At 61.6% G+C, this 23360-nt stretch carries 24 protein-coding genes; 2 read left to right on the top strand and 22 right to left on the bottom strand.

Going from position 1 to position 23360, the window contains the following annotated elements:
- Window positions 1-139 precede the first annotated feature (139 nt).
- The 21 genes from VGI36_07695 to VGI36_07595 form a co-directional block, all read right to left on the bottom strand.
- Window positions 140-316: a hypothetical protein gene (locus VGI36_07695; protein HEY2485017.1), complete on the bottom strand. Its 177-nt coding sequence runs from the start codon at window positions 314-316 to the stop codon at window positions 140-142.
- 21 nt (window positions 317-337) lie between these two features.
- On the bottom strand, window positions 338-1252 hold the full coding sequence (locus tag VGI36_07690; protein ID HEY2485016.1) for a hypothetical protein: 915 nt from the start codon (window positions 1250-1252) through the stop codon (window positions 338-340).
- 55 nt (window positions 1253-1307) lie between these two features.
- The gene (locus tag VGI36_07685) at window positions 1308-1448 is read right to left on the bottom strand and encodes a hypothetical protein (protein HEY2485015.1); all 141 of its coding nucleotides are present in this window, start codon (window positions 1446-1448) and stop codon (window positions 1308-1310) included.
- A gap of 6 nt (window positions 1449-1454) precedes the next feature.
- On the bottom strand, window positions 1455-2228 hold the full coding sequence (locus VGI36_07680) for a cytochrome b N-terminal domain-containing protein (protein ID HEY2485014.1): 774 nt from the start codon (window positions 2226-2228) through the stop codon (window positions 1455-1457).
- Window positions 2229-2389: 161 nt separating this feature from the next.
- Complete coding sequence (locus VGI36_07675; protein ID HEY2485013.1) at window positions 2390-2797, bottom strand: hypothetical protein; 408 nt, start codon at window positions 2795-2797, stop codon at window positions 2390-2392.
- A 249-nt stretch (window positions 2798-3046) separates the two neighbouring features.
- Window positions 3047-3664, bottom strand: coding sequence for a methyltransferase domain-containing protein (locus tag VGI36_07670; protein HEY2485012.1), 618 nt, complete (start codon window positions 3662-3664; stop codon window positions 3047-3049).
- A gap of 93 nt (window positions 3665-3757) precedes the next feature.
- Window positions 3758-3952, bottom strand: coding sequence for a helix-turn-helix domain-containing protein (locus tag VGI36_07665; GenBank protein ID HEY2485011.1), 195 nt, complete (start codon window positions 3950-3952; stop codon window positions 3758-3760).
- Window positions 3953-4180: 228 nt separating this feature from the next.
- Complete coding sequence (gene secD, locus VGI36_07660; protein ID HEY2485010.1) at window positions 4181-5839, bottom strand: protein translocase subunit SecD; 1659 nt, start codon at window positions 5837-5839, stop codon at window positions 4181-4183.
- A gap of 32 nt (window positions 5840-5871) precedes the next feature.
- A complete protein-coding gene (gene yajC / locus VGI36_07655) occupies window positions 5872-6219 on the bottom strand; it encodes a preprotein translocase subunit YajC (GenBank protein HEY2485009.1) in 348 nt (115 codons plus the stop codon).
- On the bottom strand, window positions 6219-7355 hold the full coding sequence (tgt, locus tag VGI36_07650; protein HEY2485008.1) for a tRNA guanosine(34) transglycosylase Tgt: 1137 nt from the start codon (window positions 7353-7355) through the stop codon (window positions 6219-6221). Before tgt ends, yajC begins: the two co-directional genes overlap by 1 nt.
- Window positions 7355-8374: a tRNA preQ1(34) S-adenosylmethionine ribosyltransferase-isomerase QueA gene (gene queA / locus VGI36_07645; GenBank protein ID HEY2485007.1), complete on the bottom strand. Its 1020-nt coding sequence runs from the start codon at window positions 8372-8374 to the stop codon at window positions 7355-7357. Before queA ends, tgt begins: the two co-directional genes overlap by 1 nt.
- A 75-nt stretch (window positions 8375-8449) precedes the next feature.
- On the bottom strand, window positions 8450-9763 hold the full coding sequence (locus tag VGI36_07640) for an MFS transporter (GenBank protein HEY2485006.1): 1314 nt from the start codon (window positions 9761-9763) through the stop codon (window positions 8450-8452).
- Between the two features lie 313 nt (window positions 9764-10076).
- Window positions 10077-11057 carry an NAD(P)H-quinone oxidoreductase gene (locus VGI36_07635; GenBank protein HEY2485005.1) on the bottom strand — a complete coding sequence of 327 codons (981 nt, stop codon included), beginning with the start codon at window positions 11055-11057 and terminating at the stop codon, window positions 10077-10079.
- A gap of 82 nt (window positions 11058-11139) precedes the next feature.
- Window positions 11140-11976, bottom strand: a complete 837-nt coding sequence (locus VGI36_07630; protein HEY2485004.1) for an LLM class flavin-dependent oxidoreductase — start codon at window positions 11974-11976, stop codon at window positions 11140-11142.
- Between the two features lie 153 nt (window positions 11977-12129).
- Window positions 12130-12651 (bottom strand): DUF2141 domain-containing protein, encoded by a 522-nt coding sequence (locus VGI36_07625; protein HEY2485003.1) that lies wholly within the window; start codon window positions 12649-12651, stop codon window positions 12130-12132.
- An 86-nt stretch (window positions 12652-12737) separates the two neighbouring features.
- Window positions 12738-13790 (bottom strand): zinc-dependent alcohol dehydrogenase family protein, encoded by a 1053-nt coding sequence (locus tag VGI36_07620; protein ID HEY2485002.1) that lies wholly within the window; start codon window positions 13788-13790, stop codon window positions 12738-12740.
- Between the two features lie 208 nt (window positions 13791-13998).
- Entirely contained in the window at window positions 13999-14994 is a 996-nt protein-coding gene (locus VGI36_07615; protein ID HEY2485001.1) for an LLM class flavin-dependent oxidoreductase, read from the bottom strand.
- 17 nt (window positions 14995-15011) lie between these two features.
- Window positions 15012-15650 carry a glutathione S-transferase family protein gene (locus VGI36_07610; protein HEY2485000.1) on the bottom strand — a complete coding sequence of 213 codons (639 nt, stop codon included), beginning with the start codon at window positions 15648-15650 and terminating at the stop codon, window positions 15012-15014.
- A gap of 15 nt (window positions 15651-15665) precedes the next feature.
- A complete protein-coding gene (locus VGI36_07605; protein ID HEY2484999.1) occupies window positions 15666-17261 on the bottom strand; it encodes a 2-oxo acid dehydrogenase subunit E2 in 1596 nt (531 codons plus the stop codon).
- 125 nt (window positions 17262-17386) lie between these two features.
- Window positions 17387-18361, bottom strand: a complete 975-nt coding sequence (locus VGI36_07600; protein HEY2484998.1) for an alpha-ketoacid dehydrogenase subunit beta — start codon at window positions 18359-18361, stop codon at window positions 17387-17389.
- 58 nt (window positions 18362-18419) lie between these two features.
- Entirely contained in the window at window positions 18420-19373 is a 954-nt protein-coding gene (locus VGI36_07595) for a thiamine pyrophosphate-dependent dehydrogenase E1 component subunit alpha (protein HEY2484997.1), read from the bottom strand.
- Window positions 19374-19807: 434 nt separating this feature from the next.
- Here VGI36_07595 and VGI36_07590 point away from each other — a divergent pair, with 434 nt between their 5' ends.
- A complete protein-coding gene (locus VGI36_07590) occupies window positions 19808-20644 on the top strand; it encodes a hypothetical protein (protein ID HEY2484996.1) in 837 nt (278 codons plus the stop codon).
- Between the two features lie 128 nt (window positions 20645-20772).
- On the opposite strand, the gene VGI36_07585 is transcribed toward VGI36_07590, so the two are convergent.
- The gene (locus tag VGI36_07585; protein ID HEY2484995.1) at window positions 20773-21471 is read right to left on the bottom strand and encodes a metalloregulator ArsR/SmtB family transcription factor; all 699 of its coding nucleotides are present in this window, start codon (window positions 21469-21471) and stop codon (window positions 20773-20775) included.
- Window positions 21472-21576: 105 nt separating this feature from the next.
- Here VGI36_07585 and VGI36_07580 point away from each other — a divergent pair, with 105 nt between their 5' ends.
- Window positions 21577-23331: a Rieske (2Fe-2S) protein gene (locus VGI36_07580; protein HEY2484994.1), complete on the top strand. Its 1755-nt coding sequence runs from the start codon at window positions 21577-21579 to the stop codon at window positions 23329-23331.
- Window positions 23332-23360 lie beyond the last annotated feature (29 nt).

Raw genomic sequence — 23360 nt, 5'->3', positions numbered from 1 at the left:
AGCAACAGTGCGACCATCAGCACGAACATCGCGCTGTAGGATTTTGCTTCTTCGCTGGGATCAAGCCCCGGTCTGCCAGCCATCTATTCTTACCCTGCCCTTGATAACCGTGGTCAATGCGCCCTCCCCCCTCGCGCGGTCAGGAGCGCTCGCCGGATAAATTCTCAACAATGTAGCCGACCAGGAACACCAAGATTCCGATGCCCGTCAGCTTGAACTCGTTACCCATCCCGCGCGGCTGGGTGATGCCGACGTAGAGCGCGAATCCTACGTCGGCGCATCCCAACGCCTCCAGCACTTTGCCCAGGATGTACACACTTGCGCTGCTGTCACGCCGTCAGATGTTAATCCAGGGGGTTACCAGTATGTACTTGATGTTGAGCGCGTGCCGCATGACCATCTTGATGAAGACCCCGGCCATCGCGAGCAGCAGAAACCCGATTATGCCAAAGCGCACCGGGCCCCACCTCTCCAACAACTCAGGACCTCCGCCCGGGAACGCGGACCACGGATCATTGGCTGGGCGCCGGCGCACCCACCAGTAGAACACCGCCATTCCGACCACGAAGTAGCCGCCAATCAGGGAAAGTCCGAACAGGGCGGACAGCGTATAGTCGCGGAACCCGAACATGTATGGAAGGTCGACGTTGGTCAGTGCCTCCACCATGTGTGGATCCCAGTACTGGCCAGGCCAGAACCAGTTCCACCCGGGGCCGCGAAAGAACGTGCCTATGATGATGAAGGAAACCCACAGTACGTGAAATCCGATGAAGAAGGTCAGAATCTCGAACATCCGCTCGCGGAAGGTGTAGTAACCATTCCCCTTCGGATTGATATCCAGATACGGCACCAGCATGAGGCCGACGATAATGAAACTGGGCAACACCACACCGGCGTACCACGGGTCGAAGAACACGAGCATTTCCTGAAGGCCGAGGAAGTACCAGGGAGCCTTGGACGGATTCGGGGTCCGGGTGGGATTGGACGGCTCTTCCAGCGGCGCGTTGATGGTTAGCGACCATACCGTCAGCAGCACCGTCACCACGATCGCGACCAGAAACTCATTGCGCACCAGGAACGGCCAGGTGTGCAGCTTGTCTTCGATGCCGCTCCCGGCCTTCTTGATGGGCACCTCGATACGCTTGCCGGCGGGGGCACCCTTGGGAGCGCGCGCAGCGCCAACGGCGCCACCGGCCGCAGCGGCCATCATCATTGAGCCGCTTCTCGATCCGCTTCCTTCTTCGCTCGCCATGATTTAGTTCCTCGCCCGGACTTGGGGCGAAAAGTATCGCGGCAGGCCGCTTGCACTATGTGTGATTCGCATCATCCTCCCACGGCGGAGGTGCGGCCAGACGCCACATCCAATAGATAGCCAACCCCATCAGCGTCGGGACGAACGTCACTCGCACGATCGGATTGTGCGCCAGCCAGGAGATCAGGTCACCCATGATGTTCTAAAGGGGTCCCGACATTCCGTCGCGACGGATTCGCCAGAAATGCACTGCCATGAAGATACTTGCGACCAGGGGGAAGAAGATGCAGTGCAGGATATAGAAACGCAGCAGCGTGTGCGGACCGATTTCGGCACCGCCGAACAGAAACGCGCGGGCATCGTAAATCGGGTTGACCCCCAACATCTCGTGGAACGGTCCGCCGTGACCCAGCAGCGGCGTGGCGCGCGCCATGTTGGAACCGACCGTAACCGCCCAAATCGACAGCTGATCCCAGGGCAGCAGATAGCCGGTGAACGAGAGCAACAGCGTGAGGACGAGCAGGATTACGCCGACTACCCAGTTGAACTCGCGCGGCGGCTTGTACGAACCGGTCATGAAGACCCGGAACATGTGCAGCCAGACCGCGATCACCATGCCGTGCGCGGCCCAACGATGCATGTTTCGCATCAGCATGCCGAACGGCATGTCGAATTCGAGATACTTCATGTCCGCGTATGCGTATTCCGCAGTGGGTCGGTAATAGAACATCAGGTAGATGCCCGTGACCACGGTCACCAGAAACAGCAGGAAAGTGATACCACCCATGCACCATGTGAAACGCATCCGGACCGCGTGCTTCTGGACCTTGGAAGGATGCAGATGGAGCCATACGTTGCCGGAAACCATCAAGATGCGGTTGCGCGGCGTATCTTCATAGCCGTGGCGGAAAATCGATTGCCAGGCTTGCGATTCCGTAATTTGGCGTTTGACTTCGTTCCAGTCCAACTTCGCCATCTGACCGAGACTCCCGGGCGGCTCAGACCGCCACCCCCGACTAAATTACTACCTCTGCTCCGCAGCCGCGCGGGTACGTAGTGGGCAAAACCCGAACCATGTAAGGCTACCTAATTGTACTACGACTTCGCAAGAAGAAGGGCTGATTCCATGTGCGCTCGCTATCGCTCTTCTCCGCCCCTCTCTCCAGCGCTTTTCCGGCCGCGTGAGAAGAAGGAGACCACAATACCGTACAATACCATGAGCACGGCGATGGCCATGACGCCGATACCCGGCCCGGCGAGGATTCCGGTCGCCAGCAGTACGGCTCCAATCACGAACAGTGGGATGCCGAACGCGATCGGATTAAACGGATCGCCCCGCGCGATCTTGGCCTTGGTATCACGCGCCAGCTCCGCCTGATCCGCCTCCTCGTTGCTTTCGCGCAGCAACGACACGGCGTAGTCGGTCATTTCCTGGCGGTTGGGCATCGCCCGGAGCCGATCGGCGAGGGTGCGCGCGATTTCTTCGATAGTCTGGTCGTCGGATGGTGTCGGCGACTCTTTCTCGTCGCGATCCGAATCTGACACGGCGATTCAAGCACTCCCGAGGGAGCAATAGCCGAGTCAGGCGCTCCGATCAAATCGGGAAGCTCAGGGACCGCTCTGACCAGATCGGTCCTGGGTGTCGACCCGGTGCGTGCAGAATTGCAATTGCCAGCCCGGGCGATGGGTCGTCCATCGTCACTAAGAGGGCTTTGGTCGGAATCCGGTGAGGTCGAGGTTCGGCTTGCGAGAAATCCCGCCGTGCCGAGGAGCCCGACTACGACAGCCTTCCCGCTACTGGTTCTTGCGCGCGACTATCAACGAATGAATCGAGAAGCGGGCTACCGGGCGGAGTTGCTCGACGGTGATGTCGTAGCCGCTGAGGACGTCGCGGGCCCGCAAGCGGGTGGTCCATCCGAGCAGCTTGGTGATTGGATTGACCACGGTGTTCAGAAAATACAGCACCGGATTGGGACTCGCGAAGTGGTTGACGACCACGATCCTGCCGCCCGGTTTGCACACCCGGACCATCTCACTCATCATCTGCAGCGGATCGGGTACGACCGTAATCACGTGAAACGTGACCACGTCGTCAAAGCTATTGTCGGGGAAGTCGAGATTGAGCGCATCGCCCTTTCGCACCTCGACGTGGCCCCACTCGTTGTCGCGAATCTTGTCGCGCGCGTGCGCGAGCATCGCCTCGGACGGATCAATACCGACCACGTGAACGTAGGGCGGGAAGGCATCGAGTGCCATGCCGGTGCCGACCCCTACTTCAAGCACCTGCTGCCCGGGCCGGAGGTTTAGCGACTCGATAACTTCGTGCTCGTGGTCTTCAAATGCGCGGCTGAAGACCGCATCGTAAAAGTGGGACAAATCGGAATAGATGCGGCTCTCGTGCGGTTCGGCCATTTCGTTAAGAATCCTCTGGATTGTGCTGGGTCCGAGGGCGGGAGACGATGTCACCCGCCCTGCCCCAAACCGCCAAGAGCTGACTGACCGCCGTTACGCGGCGGCGTTAACCCCCCGAAGCTGGCGCTTCACGGAAGCGATATCGCGTTTGCGAAAGCGCCATTGCCGCCCCTTCTTGAAGGCCGGAATTATGTTACGGCGCGCGAACTCGTTGACTGTGTCGGGGCTGAGGTCGAGCAAGAAAGCAACCTCACGTGAATTCAGCAAAACGTCGTCTTTTTCGGCCATCTTTCCGTCCAAAAGACGCCTTTCTGGTCTGATAGTTAGAACGGACTCTTGTAACCTGCTCACCTCATGCAAGTCAAGTTTATCTCCGTGGCGTCGGCGGACAGACCAATTTTAAGGGGCGAACGCGGGGCCCGCGCCAGAAAATGGGAAAGCGGATCCACGCGACCTGGCGCACGGTGCCAAGCCCCAAGCACACCCCCGGAACCAACCTTTCTCCAGGCTAAGAGGCTACACGCTGATAGTGCTTAGCTTTCTTGCGCCGATCAGATAGTCGTACCAAGCGCGGGTCACGACGATGCACGAGAATAGACCAGTGAGAACACCGACGCAGAGCGTGACGGCGAACCCTTTGACCGGTCCGGTGCCGAACTGAAACAGGATCAACCCCGCTACAAAGGTCGAGATGTTGGAGTCTCGAATCGCGGACCATGCACGCTCGTAGCCCAACCTGACCGCCTCCCGCGGAGACTTGCCGGCGCGCAATTCCTCGCGCATCCGCTCATTCACCAGCACGTTGGCATCGACCGACATTCCGAGGGTCAACACGATTCCGGCGATGCCGGGGAGGGTCAGGGTGGCCTGCATCGCCGCCATCACGCAGATCAAGAGCAGGATATTCAGGGTCAAGCCGAAGTCCGCAACGATGCCCGCGCCGTTGTAGTAGAAGGGCATGAAGATCAGCACGGCGGCGGCGCCAATGATGAAGGAAAGTGCACCTTGACGAATAGAATCGCGACCCAACGACGGGCCGACCGTGCGTTCCTCTTCGAATTCGACCGCAGCCGGTAGTGAACCGGATCGCAGCACGATGGCGAGGTCGTGCGCCTCGTCGAGCGAGAATCGCCCGGTAATCTGCACATGGCCACCCGGAATGCGCTCCTTGATGACGGGATCCGAATAGACCGTGCCGTCGAGCACGATCGCGAGCCGACGGCCTACATTCGCGGCGGTGAGCGCGTCGAAAATCTCGGCTCCGCGTGAGTCGAGATCAACGGAGACGTAGGGGCCTTCAAGCCGGCCGCCGGGGCGGACACGAGCATCGGTGACCACGTCGCCCTTCATCAGCACGGGAGATTCCACCAGATACGGCGTGCGCCCGCCGCGGGCGGGCGCGCCATAGAGGATTTCATAGCCGGGCGGCGGCCCGTTCTGAATTGCATCCTGCAGATTGTGCGAGTCGTCAATGAGCTTGAATTCGAGGACGGCGGTTTTGCCAATCAGCTCTTTGGCGCGCTCGGGGTCCTGGATTCCGGGCAGCTGGACCAGGATTTCATTGTCGCCCTCGCGCACCACCGTGGTTTCGCGCACGCCGAGCTGGTCTATTCGATTGCGAATCGTCTCGAGCGCCTTGTCCATTACGTCGGCCTTCATCTGCGACAGGTCGCGCGGCCGGAAGCCCAGGCTGAAGGCTGGTCCTCCCCCGGTGGAAGGAGCGGTGTTAACCACCAGGTCGGGAAATGACTTGCTGGCCAAATCCAGGAACGCACTGCGCTCGTCGCTGCCCTTGAGCTTGACGATGATGTTCCCGGACTCATCCTGCGCAACGTTGTCGAAATCGATCTTGTTCTCCTTGAGCTGCCGCTTGATGTCGTCGGCGCGATGTCCGAGCTGCGTTTTCACCGCCTCGTCGAGTTTCACACTCATCAGCAGATGGGTTCCACCCTGGAGGTCGAGGCCCATTTGAATCTTGGTGCCGCCGATAATTGCGGACATCCAATCGGGAAGGTTCAGGTTAAGGCTCGGAAGCAGAATGATTATCGCGACGACCGTCAAGATTGCGGCCAGGTAGAGCCGCGTGCGACCGTCGCCCCCGCTGAAATGCAGGTACAGGAAAGCAACCGCCAGCGCGATCAGAATGAGGAGGGGCGCAAAGGCTTGGGTGTCCAACTTAATTGATCCCGCAGCGACCCGGCGCGACCTTATTCCTTGTCTTTTTTCCCGGGCGCTTTGCCATAAGAGGATATCGAAGCGATCTGGGGACGTTCCACTCTCACGCGGACGTTGGGGGCAATTTCGACCGTCACCAGCTTCTCGCCAAGGTCGGTAATCCTGCCAACGATGCCACCGGTAGTAACGACTTCATCGTTGCGCTTGAGCTCTTTGAGCATTTTAGAATGCTCCCTGGCTTTCTGTGTCTGGGGGCGAATCAGGAGGAAATAGAAGATTGCGATAACCCCCACTATGGGCGCCATCTGCAGCAAGGTCGAAGCTTCCGAACCTTGTTGGGCGGCGGCAGCTTGCGCCCACGCAATTCCCTCAAACAGCATCAGTCAGTGTCCTTGTCGCCCGCGTCGCCTCCTTTTAGGGCCGCGGTCATCGAATTTGCATACGCGCGAAAAGTTCGAGATGCGATAGCAGCTTGCGCTTCACGCATCAAGCGCGCGTAGAAAAACAGATTATGCTCCGTCAGTGCGCGCGCTGCGAGTATCTCGCGCGACAAAAACAAGTGACGCAGGTAGGCGCGGGAGAAAGTCCGGCAGGGGCGGCATTCGCAATGCGGGTCGAGCGGACCCGCATCGCGGGCATACTCGGCCCGCTTGATCGAGATCCGTCCCGCGCTGGTGAAGGCCGAGCCGTTGCGGGCATTGCGGGTGGGAATAACACAATCGAACATGTCGTAGCCCATTCCCACCGCGGCGAGAAGGTCAGCAGGCATCCCGACTCCCATCAGGTAACGGGGGCGGTCCGCCGGAAGGAGCGAGGCGGACAAGGCCGCCATTTCCAGCATCTCGTCCTTAGGCTCGCCGACGGATAGTCCCCCGGCAGCATAGCCATCGAAACCCAGCGAGGTTATCTGCCGTGCACTGGCGCGACGCAGGTCGGCGTGGGTGCCGCCCTGCGCGATTCCGAACAGGGCCTGCGTACTGCTCTGACGTGCGCGCAGCCCGCGCTCGGCCCAGCGCGCCGTCAGCTCCAGCGATTTGCGTGCCTGCTCGTGCGAGGCCGGATAGGGAGTGCATTCGTCGAGCGCCATCATGATATCGGCACCCAGTGCCTCCTGCACCTCGATTGCGCTTTCCGGCGTAAGCATCACGGGAGCCCCGTCGAGGTGTGAGCGAAAGCGAAGGCCGTCCTCCGAAACGGAACTGATCTTTGCGAGGCTCATGGCCTGGAAGCCGCCCGAATCGGTGAGGATGGCGCCGGGAAATGCCATGAATCGCCCGACCCCTCCCAGCGCCCTCACCAGGTCGTGACCCGGCCGCACCAGCAGATGGTAGGCGTTCGCCAGAACTAGCCGATAGCCGATGTTCCAGAGTTCATCCGGAGACATGGCTTTTACCGCCGCGCGCGTGCCCACCGGCATGAAAACCGGAGTTGCAACCGTGCCGTGAGGTGTGCGAAGGCATCCGACGCGGGCCAGATCGTCGTTGGCGGTGATGGAAAATTCGATTGGCAGCGTCATCAGAGAATCAGCATCGCGTCGCCGTAGCTTAGAAAGCGATAACGGCGGCGGACCGCCTCGCGGTACGCATCGAGGACCAACTCGGGTCCCGCCAGCGCCATCACCAACGCCAACACCGTGGTCCGTGGCATATGGAAGTTAGTGATCATCGCGTTCACCATCTTGAAACGAAACCCAGGGAAGATGAACAACCCGGTAAACCCTTCAGGGTCACCGGTAATTGCCCACGACTCGAGCGCGCGTACGCTTGAGGTTCCGACCGCGACCACACGACCGCCGGTACGCCGAGCGTGATCGAGATCCGCACGGGCGCCGTCTGGGATCGTGAACCACTCGGCCTCCATCGAGTGGGCCTCGACCTGGGGCGCGCGCAAGGGCGCAAAGGTTCCGGGTCCGATGTGCAAGGTAATTCTCGTGCTGCGAATGCCGTAGTGCGACAATTCGGCGAGCAGGGCAGCGGTGAAATGCAATCCCGCAGTCGGAGCGGCAATCGCCCCGGGACTGCGAGCGTACACGGTCTGATAGTCATCGAGATCTTCGGACCCGACTTCACGGCGGATGTAGTGAGGCAGCGCGAGCAGACCCGACCCGGTGAGTATTTCCGCTATCGGTGTGCCGTCCTCGCTGGCGAAGACCGGACGCCCTTCGCGCACGTATCCTACGACCCGCAGCGCGCCGCCGTTTTCAAGGCGCAGGCGCGCGCCTTCTTTGAGGGCCCGGTGTCCCCGCGCAAGTGCCATCCACGCTCCGGGCGGATCATCGACCGGTCGCACGAATAGCAGTTCGACGCGACCGCCGCTTTCTTTTCGCGCCAGCAGGCGCGCGGGCAATACGCGAGTGTCGTTGAGAACGATGAGATCACCCTCGCGCAGGTACTGATACAGCTTGTAGAAACGCGAATGCTCGTAGGTTCCAAGCTTGCGGTTAACGACCAGCATGCGCGCCTGCTCGCGGGACTTGAGCGGGTGCTGCGCGATAAGCTCCGCGGGGAGATCGTAGTTGAGTTCGGAAAGACGCATCGAGAAGAAGAAAAATTAGCACCCGCAAAGGAATCAGAAAATCACGTCCGACGTCGGGGTGTTCAGTCGCGTGTGTCACCGTTGCGCGTCCTCCCGATTTTCCAGGCCCGCGCCGACTGCGCGGCAGTTCCGAATTGGCGAGGCGGCGAGCAGCCCTGCCGCCAGCCACACCCCCGCGGCACCTACCAGCATGGTCGGCCGCAGGCCGACGAGCTGGCCTGCTACGCCCCCGACCAGAAGACCGATCAAAATTGAGGAATGGCTCAGGAACCGCAAGCTCGCGTTCACGCGGCCGAGAATCACGGGAGGCGTGACGGTCTGCACCAGAGTCACGCTGTTGATGAAATAGATGGTTAGCGCGCCATCGCCGATCAGTTGGTGCGCAACCAGCAAGGCCACCGAACTTGCGCCGGCGCCGCGCGCCAGTGGGGGCAGCACCATCGCGAATCCTCCCACGGCCAAGCCCAGGACCATAGCACGCCCAGTGCCGAGCCAATCGGACGCGCGCTGCGCGGCCAGCGCTCCGAGGAGCGCGCTTACGCCGCCGACCGCGAAGATCATCCCCAACCCGGCCGGCTTGAGGCCAAGGGCGTCGACGACCAACAGCATGTAGAGCGTGTTCCAGAGACTAGGGAAAAAGCCTCCGACCAACGCGACCACAGCAAGCGCGCGCAGGCGGCCGTCGGACCAGATCGCTCTGCCGCCCGCGGCGATTTCGCCGACCAGCGCCCGCGCGCCGCGATGGCGGCTGGGAACCGGTTCCGGCGTCCTGATACTCGCGATTGCAATGGCAGACGCGAGGAAGGAAACCGCATCGATCAGGATGGCGAACGGTGCGGTAATCCACTGCACCAGCCATCCGCAGATGCTGAAGCCAGCAACTTCGGCAAGCGAGCTGCTCGCGCTGAGTTTGCCGTTTGCATCGAGGAGCTGCTCCCGATCGACCAGCGTTGGCAGATAGGTCCGATACGAAACGTCGAACAAAAGGTCGAGCAGAGCGGCCAGCAGCACGACAAAGTAGAGGTGGCGCATGGTGAGCACGCCGTAGATGGCGGCGAGCGGCACAGTCGCCAGTACGGCGGTGCGGCCCAGGTCAGCGAGTATCATGATCGGGCGTCGGCGAAGCCGGTCCACCCACGCTCCCGTGACAAAGCTGAAAACCACGCTGGGCACATACCCAGCGGCAGACAGCAAGCCCATCTGGAACGGAGTCGCTCGCAGGGTAATGACCGCGGCAAAACTCATCGCGACGCTGCCGACGCGGGTGCCGAAGAGCGAAATGGTCTCGCCGGTCCATAGCTTCATGAAGTCCGCGTGGCGATAGAGGGAGCGACTCGCCGGCTGGATGGCCAGAGCGCCAGAATTGTCGATTTGGGCTTGCTTGCGCATGTGTCTTCTCAACGTGCACAAAGAAAAACGCCTCGGGCTTCGCAGCCCGAGGCGTTTTTCCGCCGGTTTACGAAGGGATTCTCTCCTTAAGGAGAGCTCGTCGATGTGATTGGGTAGGCTTTCATCGGATCTTCGCAACCAGTTGGCGCTCAGGGTAGTGCTGCCCCTCTATACAGTCAACAGAAAACGGGCGCAAATCGACCGGTCGCGGAGAACAAGCACAAGCTCGATACGCTTCCTCCGGGGCGACCGCTCCCGCATGCGCGCGCCGACGGGTTCCCGGCTTCACTCGGCGAAACCGACGGGTTCCTCGTTAGGCTAATCGCAAGACGATTTTGCCGAAGTGCTCGGAGGCCTGCATCATGCGATGTGCGTCTCTCACCTGACTTAGCGGAAACGTTTTGTAGACGGGTGGCCGCAGCTTGCCAGCCTCGAGCACCGCGCCGAAACGGGCCAGGAAGTCACGCACGATTTGGGCCTTCTCTGCGACCGGGCGGCCGCGGAGTGTGGAGCCAAAGATTTTCAGATGACGTCGCAGAACTGTAGCGAGGTTAATCTCGGCGGTGGCGCCTTTCATCAGGCCTATCAAGACCAGGCGGCCACCGGGTGCGAGCGCGTCGAGATTTTCAGCAAGGTACGCCCCGCCGATGCTGTCTAGAATGATGTCGGCACCGCGGTCGTTGGTGGCGGCTTTGACCAGGGGCGCGAATGGGCCTTTGCGGTAGTTGATCGCAACGTCAGCGCCGAACTTGAGACATTGCTGACACTTCTCGTCGGATCCTGCAGTAACAATCGCGCGCGCGCCTGCTTCGCGCAGCAGTTGCAGCGACGCGGTGCCGACCCCGCTGCCGCCGCCATGGATGAGTACGTTTTCTCCGCGCTGCACCTGGGCCAGCGAGAAGAGATTCAGAAAAGCAGTTAGAAAAACCTCGGGCAGCGCGGCTGCCTCCTCGTCACTCAGCCCGGGTGGCACCTTCATGGCAGAGCCGTAGTTTGCGACCGCCTTTTCGGCGTAACCACCGCCCGGGAGCAGTGCCATCGCGCGATCGCCGAGACCCCATCCAGTAACGTTCTTCCCCCGCGCGATCACTTCGCCGGCGCATTCCATCCCGAGAATTTCCGAGGCGCCCGGGGGAGGCGGATAGAAGCCCTGGCGCTGCATGATGTCGGCACGGTTCAGGGCCGCGCACTTCACGTGAATTAGAAGATCGTCGTCTCCACAAACCGGATCCGGAGCCTCACTGATTTTGAGGACCGACTCGTCCCCGGGTTTCTCGACAACTACTGCCTTCATGGGCGAAGAGCCTGCACAATTCGGGGGCGGAAATCCACCAGGACTGACTCGACTAAAGGGTCGGCCTGGGAACCCGAATAGGTCAGCGCGGAGGGCCCGCCGCGACGCGGCGGCGGAAGTCTTCGTACGGTTGCTTCCATGGCAAGGTCGATTCGAGGAACCAGGTTGCGCCGGCCTCCGCGTATGCGGCCGCAAAGTCGCGGGCGCGCGCGGGATCGTCGGTGGGGGTTTCGCCCGATATGACTACGTCGAACAGGTCGGTACTGGTGCGACAGTCGGCGATGAACCTGGCAATGTCGCGGATATCCGATGGGGTCAGCAGCTTTTCGATGTTGCCGCTCATTGGCACGATGCCGTCGTAGCCGGCCGCGCGGCGAAACGGTTTTTTTCTGGGCCAGGTTCCCGCCAGCCATATCGGAATGCGCGGCTTTTGCTGGGGCACGGGCAAGAACTGGGTCTGGCTAACCTTGTAGTGCTGGCCCTCGAAAGAGAATTTCTCGCCGCTCCAGAGCCCGACTAGAATCGCAAGCCCCTCTTCCAGCATGGCCGCACGCAGGTGATCGTCCTGTGGTCCCGCGAAGCTGGAAATCTCTCCGAACACGTCGGCACCAAGACCCAGGCCGAGGATGACTCGCCCGTCGGAAAGATGGTCGAGTGTCACAGCTTCGCGCGCGAGCTTCCACGGGCTGCGTCGCGGCAGCGGAGTCACCAGCGGACCGAGGCGGATATGCTTGGTTGCACATGCCATCGCGGCCAGCGCGATCCATGGATCGGCCACCGGATCCGGCCATCCGACGTTGATGTGATCCCAGATAAAAAACCCGTCCCATCCTGAATCCTCTGCCTCGCGCGCAAGCTGAGCGAGGACGCGGGGATCGGCGTAAGAGCCGAACTGCGGTGTATCGATTGCGAACTTCATAGCATGAGCTGACCAGAGGTGCTCGGTCATCGCAAGGAAGGTGCTATTCGCGATCTACAGAAATCCAAGATCCTGAACCCGAAAACGAGCGGATAGGCACGGCGGTCGGACCAGCTGTCAACCCTTTGAAAGTGCCCGCACTCCGCAGGTTTCCTAGTATCTGATGTCGATCACGGTGTAGAGGCGACGGCCGTCGTAATCGAAAGCGGCGGCGGTGAAGTTCGGGGCATCGAACAGGGGCGCCGCGTTGTTGGAAAACCCGTACCCTTCCATCGGCATTCCGAACGCATTCTGATCGAAATGCCCGTTGTTGTTTTCATCGTGGTAGACGACGATCGCGTATTTGCCCGCTGGCACCTCCGTGAAGACGCAGAGCGCGCTCCCTTTGTGTATTGAGGTCCGAACTTCCTTGAATGCGGCGCCGCGCGGATACTGCCGGGGATCGGTGAACAAGTTGCATGAGACCTGTCCCTGGTCGTTGCGGAGTCCCACCACCGCAACCTGCAAGGCCGGCCGCTGCAGCGCGATCGGGGTTGGTACGGTCGTCGGATTTGGCGATTGGCTGGGACTCGCGGTCGGCCCCGCGCGAATGACCGGCGAATACAGAAGGCACACGCTTAGCACCGTCAGCGAAACGCGCGGGACCAACCAGCACCAGACCGAAGCCTGTACCACCGACCGAATGCTTCTTCCCATTCCAAAAAAAAGAGGGTCCCGCAGGACCCTCTCTCAAGCTGACAGAAAACTCCCGCGCGGCTACGTCAGTACTGATTGCAGACCGTAACGCCGACGTTCTGAAAGGTGTTCATCTCCTCGAACACCTTGTTGATGCCGTTGAGGTCACAGGTTCCGGTCACCATGGCCTTGGGCGACACCTTTTTGGCTTCGACCATCTGCAGCATCGAGGGGTAGTGCGATGCCTGCATGCCTAGCGAGGCAATCACCTGCAGCTCCATCGTGACCATTCGATCGATGGGCAGCGATACTTCGCCTTTTTCGGCCGAGGTGGTGAGACCGATCTGGAGATGACGGCCCTGCTTGCGGAGGCTCATGATCGCGTTGCGGCAGGTGGTCGCGATTCCAAGTGCATCGACGGCCACGTGCGCGCCGCCCTTGGTGATATCCACGACGGCCTGCACCGGATCGGTCTTCTTTGCATTGATGACGTGCGCCGCCCCGACGCCCTTGGCCAATTCCAGTTTGGCGGAGTCCAGATCGACGCCGATTACGTTGGCACCGCAAGCGGCTGCCACGTTGATCGCAGCCAGACCGATTCCGCCGCATCCAAATACGGCCACCCACTCACCCGGTTTCACTTGCGCGCGGTCGACGATGCCGTGGAACGAGGTCATGAAGCGACAGCCCATCGAGGCGGCCTCAACGAAGTCGATACTGTTGGGGAGGTTCACCAGGTTGAGGTCCGCAAACGGCACGCCCACCAGACGGCCGAAGCCGCCGGGATAGGAAAAGCCGGGGAGCAACGGCGTCAGGCACACGTTGGAGGACCCATTGCGGCAGAATTCGCAGGTCCCATCGCCCTGGCTGAACGGCACTACGACGCGGTCGCCCTTTTTGAAGTTGCGCACTTCCTTGCCGACTTCCTGGACCACCCCGCAGAACTCATGGCCGAGGATCGCACCGGGCTGGGCCGCCAGTCCCATCCAGCCCCAGTCGCCCGACCAGGCATGCCAATCGGAGCGGCACACGCCATTAGCTTCGACCTGAACGATCGCGCCGTTGGGCGCACATTGCGGGTCGGGAACATCTTTCACGACAAGCGGCTTCTTGGTTGCTTCGAATACCGCTGCTCTCATGGTGTCATTCCTCCTTGATGCGTCATCCGGCAGCCGCAGCGCGGCGGTTTTTGATCAAAGGTTCTCGGTCGGTCACGTCTTCGATATAGCGCCTGATTGGCGCTGGCGGCAAACGCACTGCTCTCTTCAAGGAATTTGCCGGAGTGAACTCCTTCATCCGTCGCGTCTCCTTCTCCCGCGCCAGAAAGCCCTCCAGCGGTCGGACTTCTCACAGCATCTTGGCCACGATCTTTTCGAACTCGGCGGGCCCTGAGGCGTCGATTTCTACCGGATGCAAATCGACTCCGGCTTGGTCCTGGGCCTTCAGGCGCTCGACCGCTCCCTCGATTCCGCCGATGTAGCCAAGCTCGCTCAAAAGTTTTTCGGAGAGCGCCGCGGTTCCTTCTTTGGGGCCCCCTTTATTCCAGGCTTCCTTGACTTTCGCGACGTCGCCGCCAAACCCGTAACGGGTGAGTTGCTCTGCATAGAAGGTGCCCATCCGAGCCGCGTAGAAGGCGACGGTGCCAGCGTGTCCGGCGCGGGCGCGGTCGGGATTGTTGGTAACGGTCACGTTACCGGGGGCTTTAACTTCCACCGCGGTGGGCGCCCGTCCCGCTGCCCGTGCTACCGCGCGGAAATCGTCGATCGCCCGCTTGAGGCCGCTTAGCGGGATCATGACCGGGAGCCATCCGTCGGCCTGGCGGGCGGTGAATTCGACGCTCTTGGGATTGAGCGACGCGATCCAAACCGGGATGTGCTTGCGAACCGTTTCGAAGCGCAGCGTGAAGCCGCGGCTGAGTTTGAACAGCCGGCCCTGGTAATTGAGGGGCGTCCCCGCGATGAGGGTGTTGATGATCTCGACGCACTCTTTCATGCGCGTCAGCGGCGGATTGAACTTCACGCCGTGGAAATGCTCGATGACTTGCGGGCCGCTGGTCCCCAGCCCGATGATCATGCGGCCATCAGAAAGCTCATCGAGGGTGCCGAAATGCTGCGCCAGCGCGGCGGGGGTGCGCGAATAGATATTCACGATTGAAGTGGCGAGCTGAATCTTCTTGGTGTGCTCGGCCAGCACAGTCAGCAGGGTGAAGGCATCGCGGCCCCACGCTTCGGCGACCCAGATCGAATGAATGCCGGCGGCATCGGCAATTTTTGCGCGTTCGATGAGACCGCTGAAGTCGAGCTTTCCCTGCCAATTGACACCGACCGTGAGTTTGCGAGCCATGTTCGAGTCCCTCCGTACTATTTGAGATCGCGGACGCGCTCGTACCAGCGCATCAGATTTTTGAATTCGCGCACCTCTTCGAAATTGCCGGGGTTAAGCGCGAGAAAGAAAAACGGATGGTACAAGGACGCATCGGCCATCGTGAACCCGCCGCCGAGAAAGAACTCCTTGCCCTGAAGCTGGGTATCGATCATCCGGGCATAAACAAGCAGCTGCTCGCGGTACGCGACGGCGCCGGAGCGCATCTGAGCGCTGCTCATCCCGATGAGTTTTTCGCGATTCGCCCTCAGCTTGGCGTCGCCGGCGGCATCGAGAAGATCAGGAATGACCAGCAACAGAATTGGAGTGAAAAGTGTATTGTCGGCCCACTGATCGATAATCTCACACAGGCCGAGCAGGCCCTCGGGGATCACCCGGCGGGCGGGAACCTTCTGGTCGATCCACTTGATGATATCCGCGGAATTCCACACCACCTCGCCGTTCCACTCAAGGACTGGTACGCGCGTCCATTTGCCGCTGGTTAGCTTCAGCAGGTTGGTCTTGTCCTCGTAGTGGCAGTCGATCGGGTTCCACTTGAGGCCCTTGTGAACCAGGACCCGCCGCAGTTTTTCGGAGAACGGCGAGATCGAATACTGGTACAGATTGATATCTCCCATCGCGCGCTCCGTGCTTCAGACGGCGCCGTACCGGCGGACCGTCAGCTGGAGATCGATCTCGGGCTTGATGAGCGCGCGGACGTGGCAGCCGCGCTCGGCGACCTCGACCAGGTGATGCAGCTGCTTGTCATCGAGGGTGCTCTCAACCTCAAGTTGCACTTGAATTTCCTTTACGTGCCCCTTTTCGTTGGCCTGCACGTGAACCGAGGCGCGCCCCAAGGAAACCTTGCGTACACGGGCGGCGACCCGCAGCGACATGAGCAGGCATCCGCCGAGGGCGCCAAGAAAAGCGGACACTGGATCGGGCCCCGCAACGTCGTCGCCATCGAGTGACCAACGCATCGGGCCGTAGTTAACCTCGACCTTGAGGTTGTCGCCGCGCGCCGACAACGTCACCTCGTGCTTGCGAAAGGGAGCAGGCTTGGTTGTTTCTTCGCCGCTGGCCGCTTGCGCGCCGTCCTCGAGTAGCTGTTTGACCCGGGTGGTAAAGCGCGCCGCACTCGCGCCATCGATTCCGCGATGGTCGTACGCGATCGCGATCTGCATCGCGGGACGGACTTCGGGCTTTCCATCTATCGCGATGACTTCGTCGCGGATCGCACCGACAAACATCAGCGCGGACTGCGGCGCAAAGATGACCGGCGTCCCGTTCTCGACGCCGTAGGCGCCCAGATTGGAAACCGTGAATGTGCATTCTTCCAGGTCTTGCGGCAACAGTTTCTTCTCGCGCGCCTTGGCGGCGAGCTCGGCGGCGCGGGTGCTGATGGCTCCGAGGTCGAGTGTTTGCGCGTCGCGGATGACGGGAACGACGAGACCGCTCGGCGTATCGACGGCGATACCGAGGTTGATGCGGTCGTAGATTAGCATCTCGCCATCACGGTAGCTGGCGTTGATGCGGGGATTTTCACGCAGCGCCTGCACGACTGCGGCGAGAATGAGATCGGTGATCGTGGTTTTTGCACCGCCGGCGCTCATAGCGCGGCGTTTTTCGAGGGTCCGCGACATGTCGACCCGCACCATCTGCACAAAGTGGGGAACCTGCTGCCAGCTCTGGGTCAGATTCTTCGCGCCGACCGCCTGGATGCGGGTGAGCTTTTCGCGACGCGCGGGCATGAGCGCGACGGATGCTTGCGGCCCGGCGATGGACGCGGCGGCCGCACGACGCACGTCGTCCTCGGTGATCATTCCATCGGGACCGCTGCCGGAAATTCTGCCGAGGTCAACTCCGGCTTCCGCTGCAATTCGCTTTGCGCGGGGCGACGCGGCTACCCTGCTCGAGCGCGCCGGGGCGGGGGCGGCCGTCACCTGCGGCGCGGCGACGGTGGGAGCCGGCGCCGCGGGGGTCGAGGCGGTCGCCGCGGGGATCGACTCACCATTAATCGCGATCACCGCCAGCTCGCCGCCGACCTGCACCACTTCGCCCTGCGCGGCGGTTAGGCGCGCGAGCACGCCCGAAGCCGGAGCTTCAACCTCTACTTCAGCTTTGTCGGTCTCGACTGTGAGGACCAGGTCGCCCCGGGTGACCGTTTCTCCGGCGCCTTTGTGCCATTGCAGGACGGTCCCCTCGGTCATGGCGTGACCGAGCTTGGGCATCTGGATAACGACTGGCATGGTAAATTTCGAGTTCTACGAAAAAGCCCGCAACATCTCTAGCCAGGGGGGGCCCTTAGTCCGCTGCGCCGATGGGCCCGCCGAGGGGTGAGACTTTGGCGCGCCCGATGTGAGGCTCAGCTGAATCACGAAAGTAGTTCCCGGCACGTCTGGTAAATCTTTTCTTCGCTCGGAATCACAAATTTCTCGAGGACCGCCGCAGTCGGAACCGGAACGTCCGGAATTGCCACGCGGCGCAGCGGCCGGTCGAGATATTCAAGCGCTTCCTCCATCAGGAGCGCGCCGATCTCAGCTCCGACGCCCAGCGTTCGATAGCTTTCCTCGGCGACTACGATCTTGCCGGTTTTCTTTACCGACTCGACAATCGCAGGCCGATCGAACGGACACAGGGAACGCGGGTCGATGACTTCAATATGGTGGCCCTCCTTGGCCAACCGATCGGCGGCCGCGAGCGCCTTGGGAACCATCGCGGAGATCGCGACCAGCGTGAGCGCATCGCCTGGCCGCACCACCGCGGCTTTCCCCAGGGGAACGAGATAGTCGGCATCTTCGGGCACTTCGCCTTTCGCGGCGTACAACAGCTTATGTTCGAAGTAGAGCACCGGGTTGTCGTCGCGGATGGCGGCTTTGAGCAGACCCTTGGCATCGGCGGGGTTGGAAGGAGAGACGATTTTCAACCCCGGCGCGTGCATGAAGAATGCCTCCGGACACTGACCGTGCTCCGGACCGACCCCCGCCGCGCCCGAGGGGCATCGCACCACCAGCGGTACTCGATAGGCTCCGCCGTGAGCGTAGCGCCACATCCCCGCTTTCAGCACGATCTCGTCTCCGGCGGTGAACAAAAAATCGGCGAATTGAAGTTCGACGACCGGCCTGAGCCCGGTGAGCGCAGCCCCGACTCCGGCACCGACGAACGCATTCTCGGAAATCGGCGTATCGAAGACGCGTTCCTCGCCGAACTCCTCCTTGAGTCCCGAGGTGATGCGGAAAATTCCGCCGAAGTTGGCGACATCCTCGCCGTACAGAATGACGGTGGGGTCGCGGCGCATCTCCTCGACCAACGCTTCCTTGATTCCTTGCGCGTACGTAATCGTTCGCATCGCCTTTCTCTCCAGGGTGTGACGCCGAGGCCCAAAAAAACCCCGCCGGGTTGTCGGCTCAGGCAAACACGTCTTCGAGCGCCGACTCGGGCTTCGGAAACGGCTGCTTCTGCATGAACTCGATCGCGCGATCGATTTTGGTGCGGGCGTCGGCATCGGCCTCCGAGCGTAGCGAGTCGTTGAGGACGCCTTCCTGGGCCAGCTTGGCTTCGTAGATCGGAATGGGATCGCGCCGCCATTGCTTTTCGACTTCCTCGCGCGAGCGATAACTCTCCGGGTCCCCAATCCAGTGGCCCCAGAGACGGTAAGTCTTGGCCTCAACCAAGGACGGGCCCGCTCCGGTGCGGGCGCGCTGCAGCGCCTCACTGACCGTAGCGAAGACCTGCTCCGGATCGTTACCATCCACGACCTTTCCCGGGACCGCATAACCCTTCGCGCGGTCCGCAATGTCCTTCACGGCGGTCGAGCGTTCGGTCGGCATCGACACCGCCCAGCCATTGTTTTCGCACAGAAATACCACGGGCAGCTTGCGCACCGCGCAGAAGTTCATGCTTTCGTGGAAGGTGCCGCGATTGGAGGTGCCGTCGCCGAAGAAGCACAGGACCGCCTGGTCACCACCTTTCACTTTGATCGAGAGACCGGCCCCGCTAGCGATGGGAAAGCATCCACCGAGGGTGCCGCTTTCGCCTAACACTCCAAGTTCGGGATAGACCACGCGCATAACGCCGCCCTTGCCGCGATTGGTTCCGCCCTCACGGCCGGCAAGATCGCAGAGGACCTTTTCAAGCGGGATGCCACGCGCGACCCAGTAGGCCACGCCGCGGTGCGCATAGAGCATATAGTCGTCGCGCCGCAGGGCCGCGATGGCGGCACACTGGAGGGTCTCCTGGCCGACGCCCGGATGCATGAACCCACCGACCTGTCCGGCCTTGATGAGCTCGGCGATCCGTTCTTCCAGGCGCCGGCTCAGGATCATATTGCGGTAGATTTGCAGTTTCAGATTGCGATCCATGGCGTGTCTCCGTGCGCGTTTCGGTGTCTTGACGGGGCCCAAACTAGCGGAGAACCACGCGATGCTACAAACCGAGCATTCAGCATCGCCTGCAAGGCGCACCGTTCCCGCGCCCGCTTCGCTCAAACGGCTGCACTCAGTTGGAGAGGGCGGGCGACGTCCTCACCGACGCAAATCAGCGCCGTGGCACGGGATGCTGGTGCGCGACGACGTCGCTCGGGTTCAAGGCAGATTTCAGCGCCATGGACACAAAAGCGTTGCGTACGGCGCAGAGAGCCCAGCCGTCCAGTCGGGCTTGGTGCATGCGGGCGCTCTGAAAGCACCGCGAAGAACCGGCGGATCGCAAGGAGGAGAGCACTCGCTATTTGTATGCTTTTGACGTACACGGTCTGGTAGGATGATTGGGCTTGTTACCCATTGCAGGAGAAAGCGCAATGAACCCGAATTTGAAAGCTGCATCGCTGGTAACTACCTGCGCCGTGCTACTGACAGTTGCCACCATGGTCGGCGCCCACGACATGAACGGAATGGACATGTCGGCGGAATCGGGTCAATCCTCGAATAGCGGTGCGATGGGCGCAATGGGCAAGCACATGATGATCGGCGACCACATGACCATGACTCCGACACGCCCCCAAACCCCAGCCGATGCGCAGCGGGGCGAAGAGATTATCGCCACGATGCGGCGGGTGCTGGCCAGGTACCAGGACTCCGAGGCCGCAGTGGCGGCAGGTTACATTCCATACATGCCGACGGTCCCGCAGGACGTCTACCACTTCGCCAACCGCGCATTGAGCGCAGACGAGTACCTCGGTGACGTAAATATCGAGCGGCCGGGCGCGCTCCTCTTCGAGCGGAAGACCCTCGGCGGCTACAAGTTGGTAGGCGCGATGTACTCGGCGCCGGCCAACTATACCCTCGACCAGCTCGACGCGATCATTCCGCTAAGTCTCACTCACTGGCACGCGCACACCAACATATGTCTGCCGGCGGGCGTGACCGAGCAGGACGTCATGAATGGCGACATCCGGGGCCACGTCAGAGCCTCGATTCCCACCAATCCGATGGGATTCAGTGCAAGTTCAGGCGCGCGGATGCGTTTCGGCTACATGGCGGATCCACGTTTCGGGTTTGTCGGAACGATTTCGAGCGCGGCGGATTGCGAAGCGGTGGGGGGCAATTTCCATCCGCAGATCTTCGGATGGATGGTGCACGTGTATCCGTTTCAGAGCGATGATTTGAAGGTAGCGTTCAGTACCGAGGCGCCCTAGGAAACCCGCCCCGGTTGGCAAGTTGGCAGCGGGGCGGAAAGCCATCCCGCGGAGTCCTGCATGCCCAGCGAGAAAAAGGCCTTGTGACTCGCGCGGGGATCCGCCGGTGCCCGAAGTCGTGCCCAGCTTTAGTCCTGACCGGGAGTCCTTATGCCTGAGTGGTTGAATGCGGTGCCCCGCGCGGGACAAATGACATACGCGCAGCGGCGTGCACCGGCGAGGATGTGGTCGGTGCGCTCGACACTGGTTTTTTTGCCCAGCACTTCGCGGAACAGAGATAGCTCTTCTCGACACAGCCCCTGGCACGACTCGGCTGCTATGCAGATGGGGCAGTGATTCTCGGCGAGTAGAATAGTTCCGTCGGGGCGCGCCATGCATTCCGACATGTAGCCCTGCGCGCTCCGAATTTCGGACAGCGCTCGCACGCGCTCGAGCAGTCCGCTTCCAGCGCTTCTGATTTTCTCGCTGTAGTCGCGCAGCTGGCGGCGAGTACGTTCTTTGAGCAGCTTGTCCAAACCTTCTTCGCCGAACGCGACGCGAATCGCGCTGATCATTTCCAGCGTCAGTTCCGCGTGACTCTCGGGAAAGCGCGTTGCCGCCCGCTCGGTGAGCCGCCAGATCTGCGCGGGGCGCCCCACCGGGCGGCGCTCGTTACTGAACTTCACGAGGCCCTCCTCGCGGAAGCGATACAGATGCTGCCGAACCGCCATCGCCGTGAGGTGCAAGCGCTGCGCTAGTGCGCTGGCTGCCTGGGGACCCTTGGTCTTCAACAGGTAGAGGATGCGCTCGCCGGTGCGCACATCGGTGCCGGTCGGATTCGAGGCCATAAGCACCATGCTAGCCGAGCCCAAATATTAATCAAGGTCTCTCTTGACTTAATTATGAAAGATTGTACTTTACAAACTATCCGCTCCGACAGGAGGCTGGGTGCCATGAAAGAGCATCGCGATTCAGCCCGCTTCGTTCGCGCCCTTAACATCGAGCACCTTCCCGAAGGCAAGAGCCGCGTGGTCACCCTGGAAGGCCACGTCATCGCGCTCTTTAACACCGGTGGCCGAATCTTCGCAGTAGACAATCGATGCCCTCACATGGGGTTCCCGCTTGATCGCGGCAGTGTGAAGGACTGCATCCTCACCTGCCACTGGCATCACGCGCGTTTCGACCTGGCCAGCGGGGGAACCTTTGACCAGTGGGCCGACGATCTCCGCGCATTCCCGGTGCGGATCGACGCCGGGATCATCCTGGTGGACCTCGCGGAACACGGCGATCCCGTCGAGCAACACAAGCAGCGCCTTGGGGACGGACTGGAGCGCAACATTCCGCTGGTCATTGCCAAATCTGTAATCGCAATTCTGGAGCGCGGCGAGGCAGACCCGATCGTGCCGTTTCGCGCCGGACTCGATTTCGGCGTGCGTTATCGACGCGCGGGATGGGGTTCGGGACTTACTACCCTCACCTGCATGATGAATCTTTTGCCGTGGCTCGACCCGGGGGACCGCACGCGCGCGCTCTACCACGGTCTTGCGAGCGCCGCCGAGGATTGCGCGGGCGAACCGCCGCATTTCACGGTCCGTTCGCTGCCAGGTCCGGTGGGCGGCGAGTTGGACAAGCTGCACAGATGGTTTCGCCAGTTCGTGGAGGTCCGCGACGCAGAAGGCGCGGAGCGTTGTATCACCAGCGCGGTGCACGCAGGCGCTTCACCACGCGAACTGGCACAAATGATGTTCGCGGCCGTCACCGACCATCGCTACGTCGATATCGGGCATCTGTTCGACTTCACCAACAAGGCCTTCGAGGCGCTCGATCACGCCGGCTGGGAGCGCGCCGAGGCCGTGCTCGCCACCCTCGCCCGCGGATACGCGGGTGGCGAGCGAATGGAGGAATCGAATTCGTGGCGTCATCCGGTGGACCTGATTGCGATCCTGGAGCAGACCTTCGAGAAGATTTCCGCGGCGCTCGAAGCCGGACGAAACGGGAAACGTCCGTGGATCGGAGCGGGCGCGCTGGTAAGCCTAATCCTGGGCGACGACCCGGAAGCGATTGTGGAGGCGATGCTGGCAGCGCTTGGTGAGGGATGCACGCCCGATGAACTGGGCGGCGCGGTAGCGTACGCCGCCGCCATGCGCGTGGCGCGCTTCCATACCAGCAACGAATTTGGCGATTGGGACGTCGCGCACCACAGCTTCACCTTTGCCAGCGCGGTGCACCAGGCGCTGCGTCGCGCACCCTCGGTTGAACTCCTGCGCGGCGCCTTCGACGCGGCGATGAGCGTGTACCGCAACCGATTCTTAAATATCCCCTCCGCGCAGATTCCTCATCCCAATGGTGGGTCGCGTCCGGCACCCGAAGCGCTCGCGGCGCTTCTCGGGCTGCTCGACCATCAGCAGCAGGTAAACCAGGTGGCCACCCTGGTGGCGGAACATTTCGCCGCGGGGGATGAGGATCGCGCGTTGATCGCCGCTCTCGGCCGCGCGCTGCTGCGCGAGGATCGTGACTTCCATTCCATTCAAAGTTTCGAAGCGGCAATTCGGCAATATGCGTACCTGGGGAGGGGCGAAGCAGGCACCAACGTGCTAATCGCGACCGCGCGCTACCTGGCGGCGCACTCCCCGACTCCGCGTGCACAGGGTCAGACGTTTAAAATCGCGCAGCGGCTGTTCCGCGGCGAGCGCCTGTTCGAGGAATAGAAAAAGACGCAGAAATTCTTTTCGCTGCG

Source organism: Candidatus Binataceae bacterium (genome assembly GCA_036495685.1).
Lineage (GTDB): Bacteria > Desulfobacterota > Binatia > Binatales > Binataceae > JAFAHS01.
Note: the sequence above shows the minus strand (reverse complement) of the source record. Positions and strands in the feature narration are given on the sequence as shown.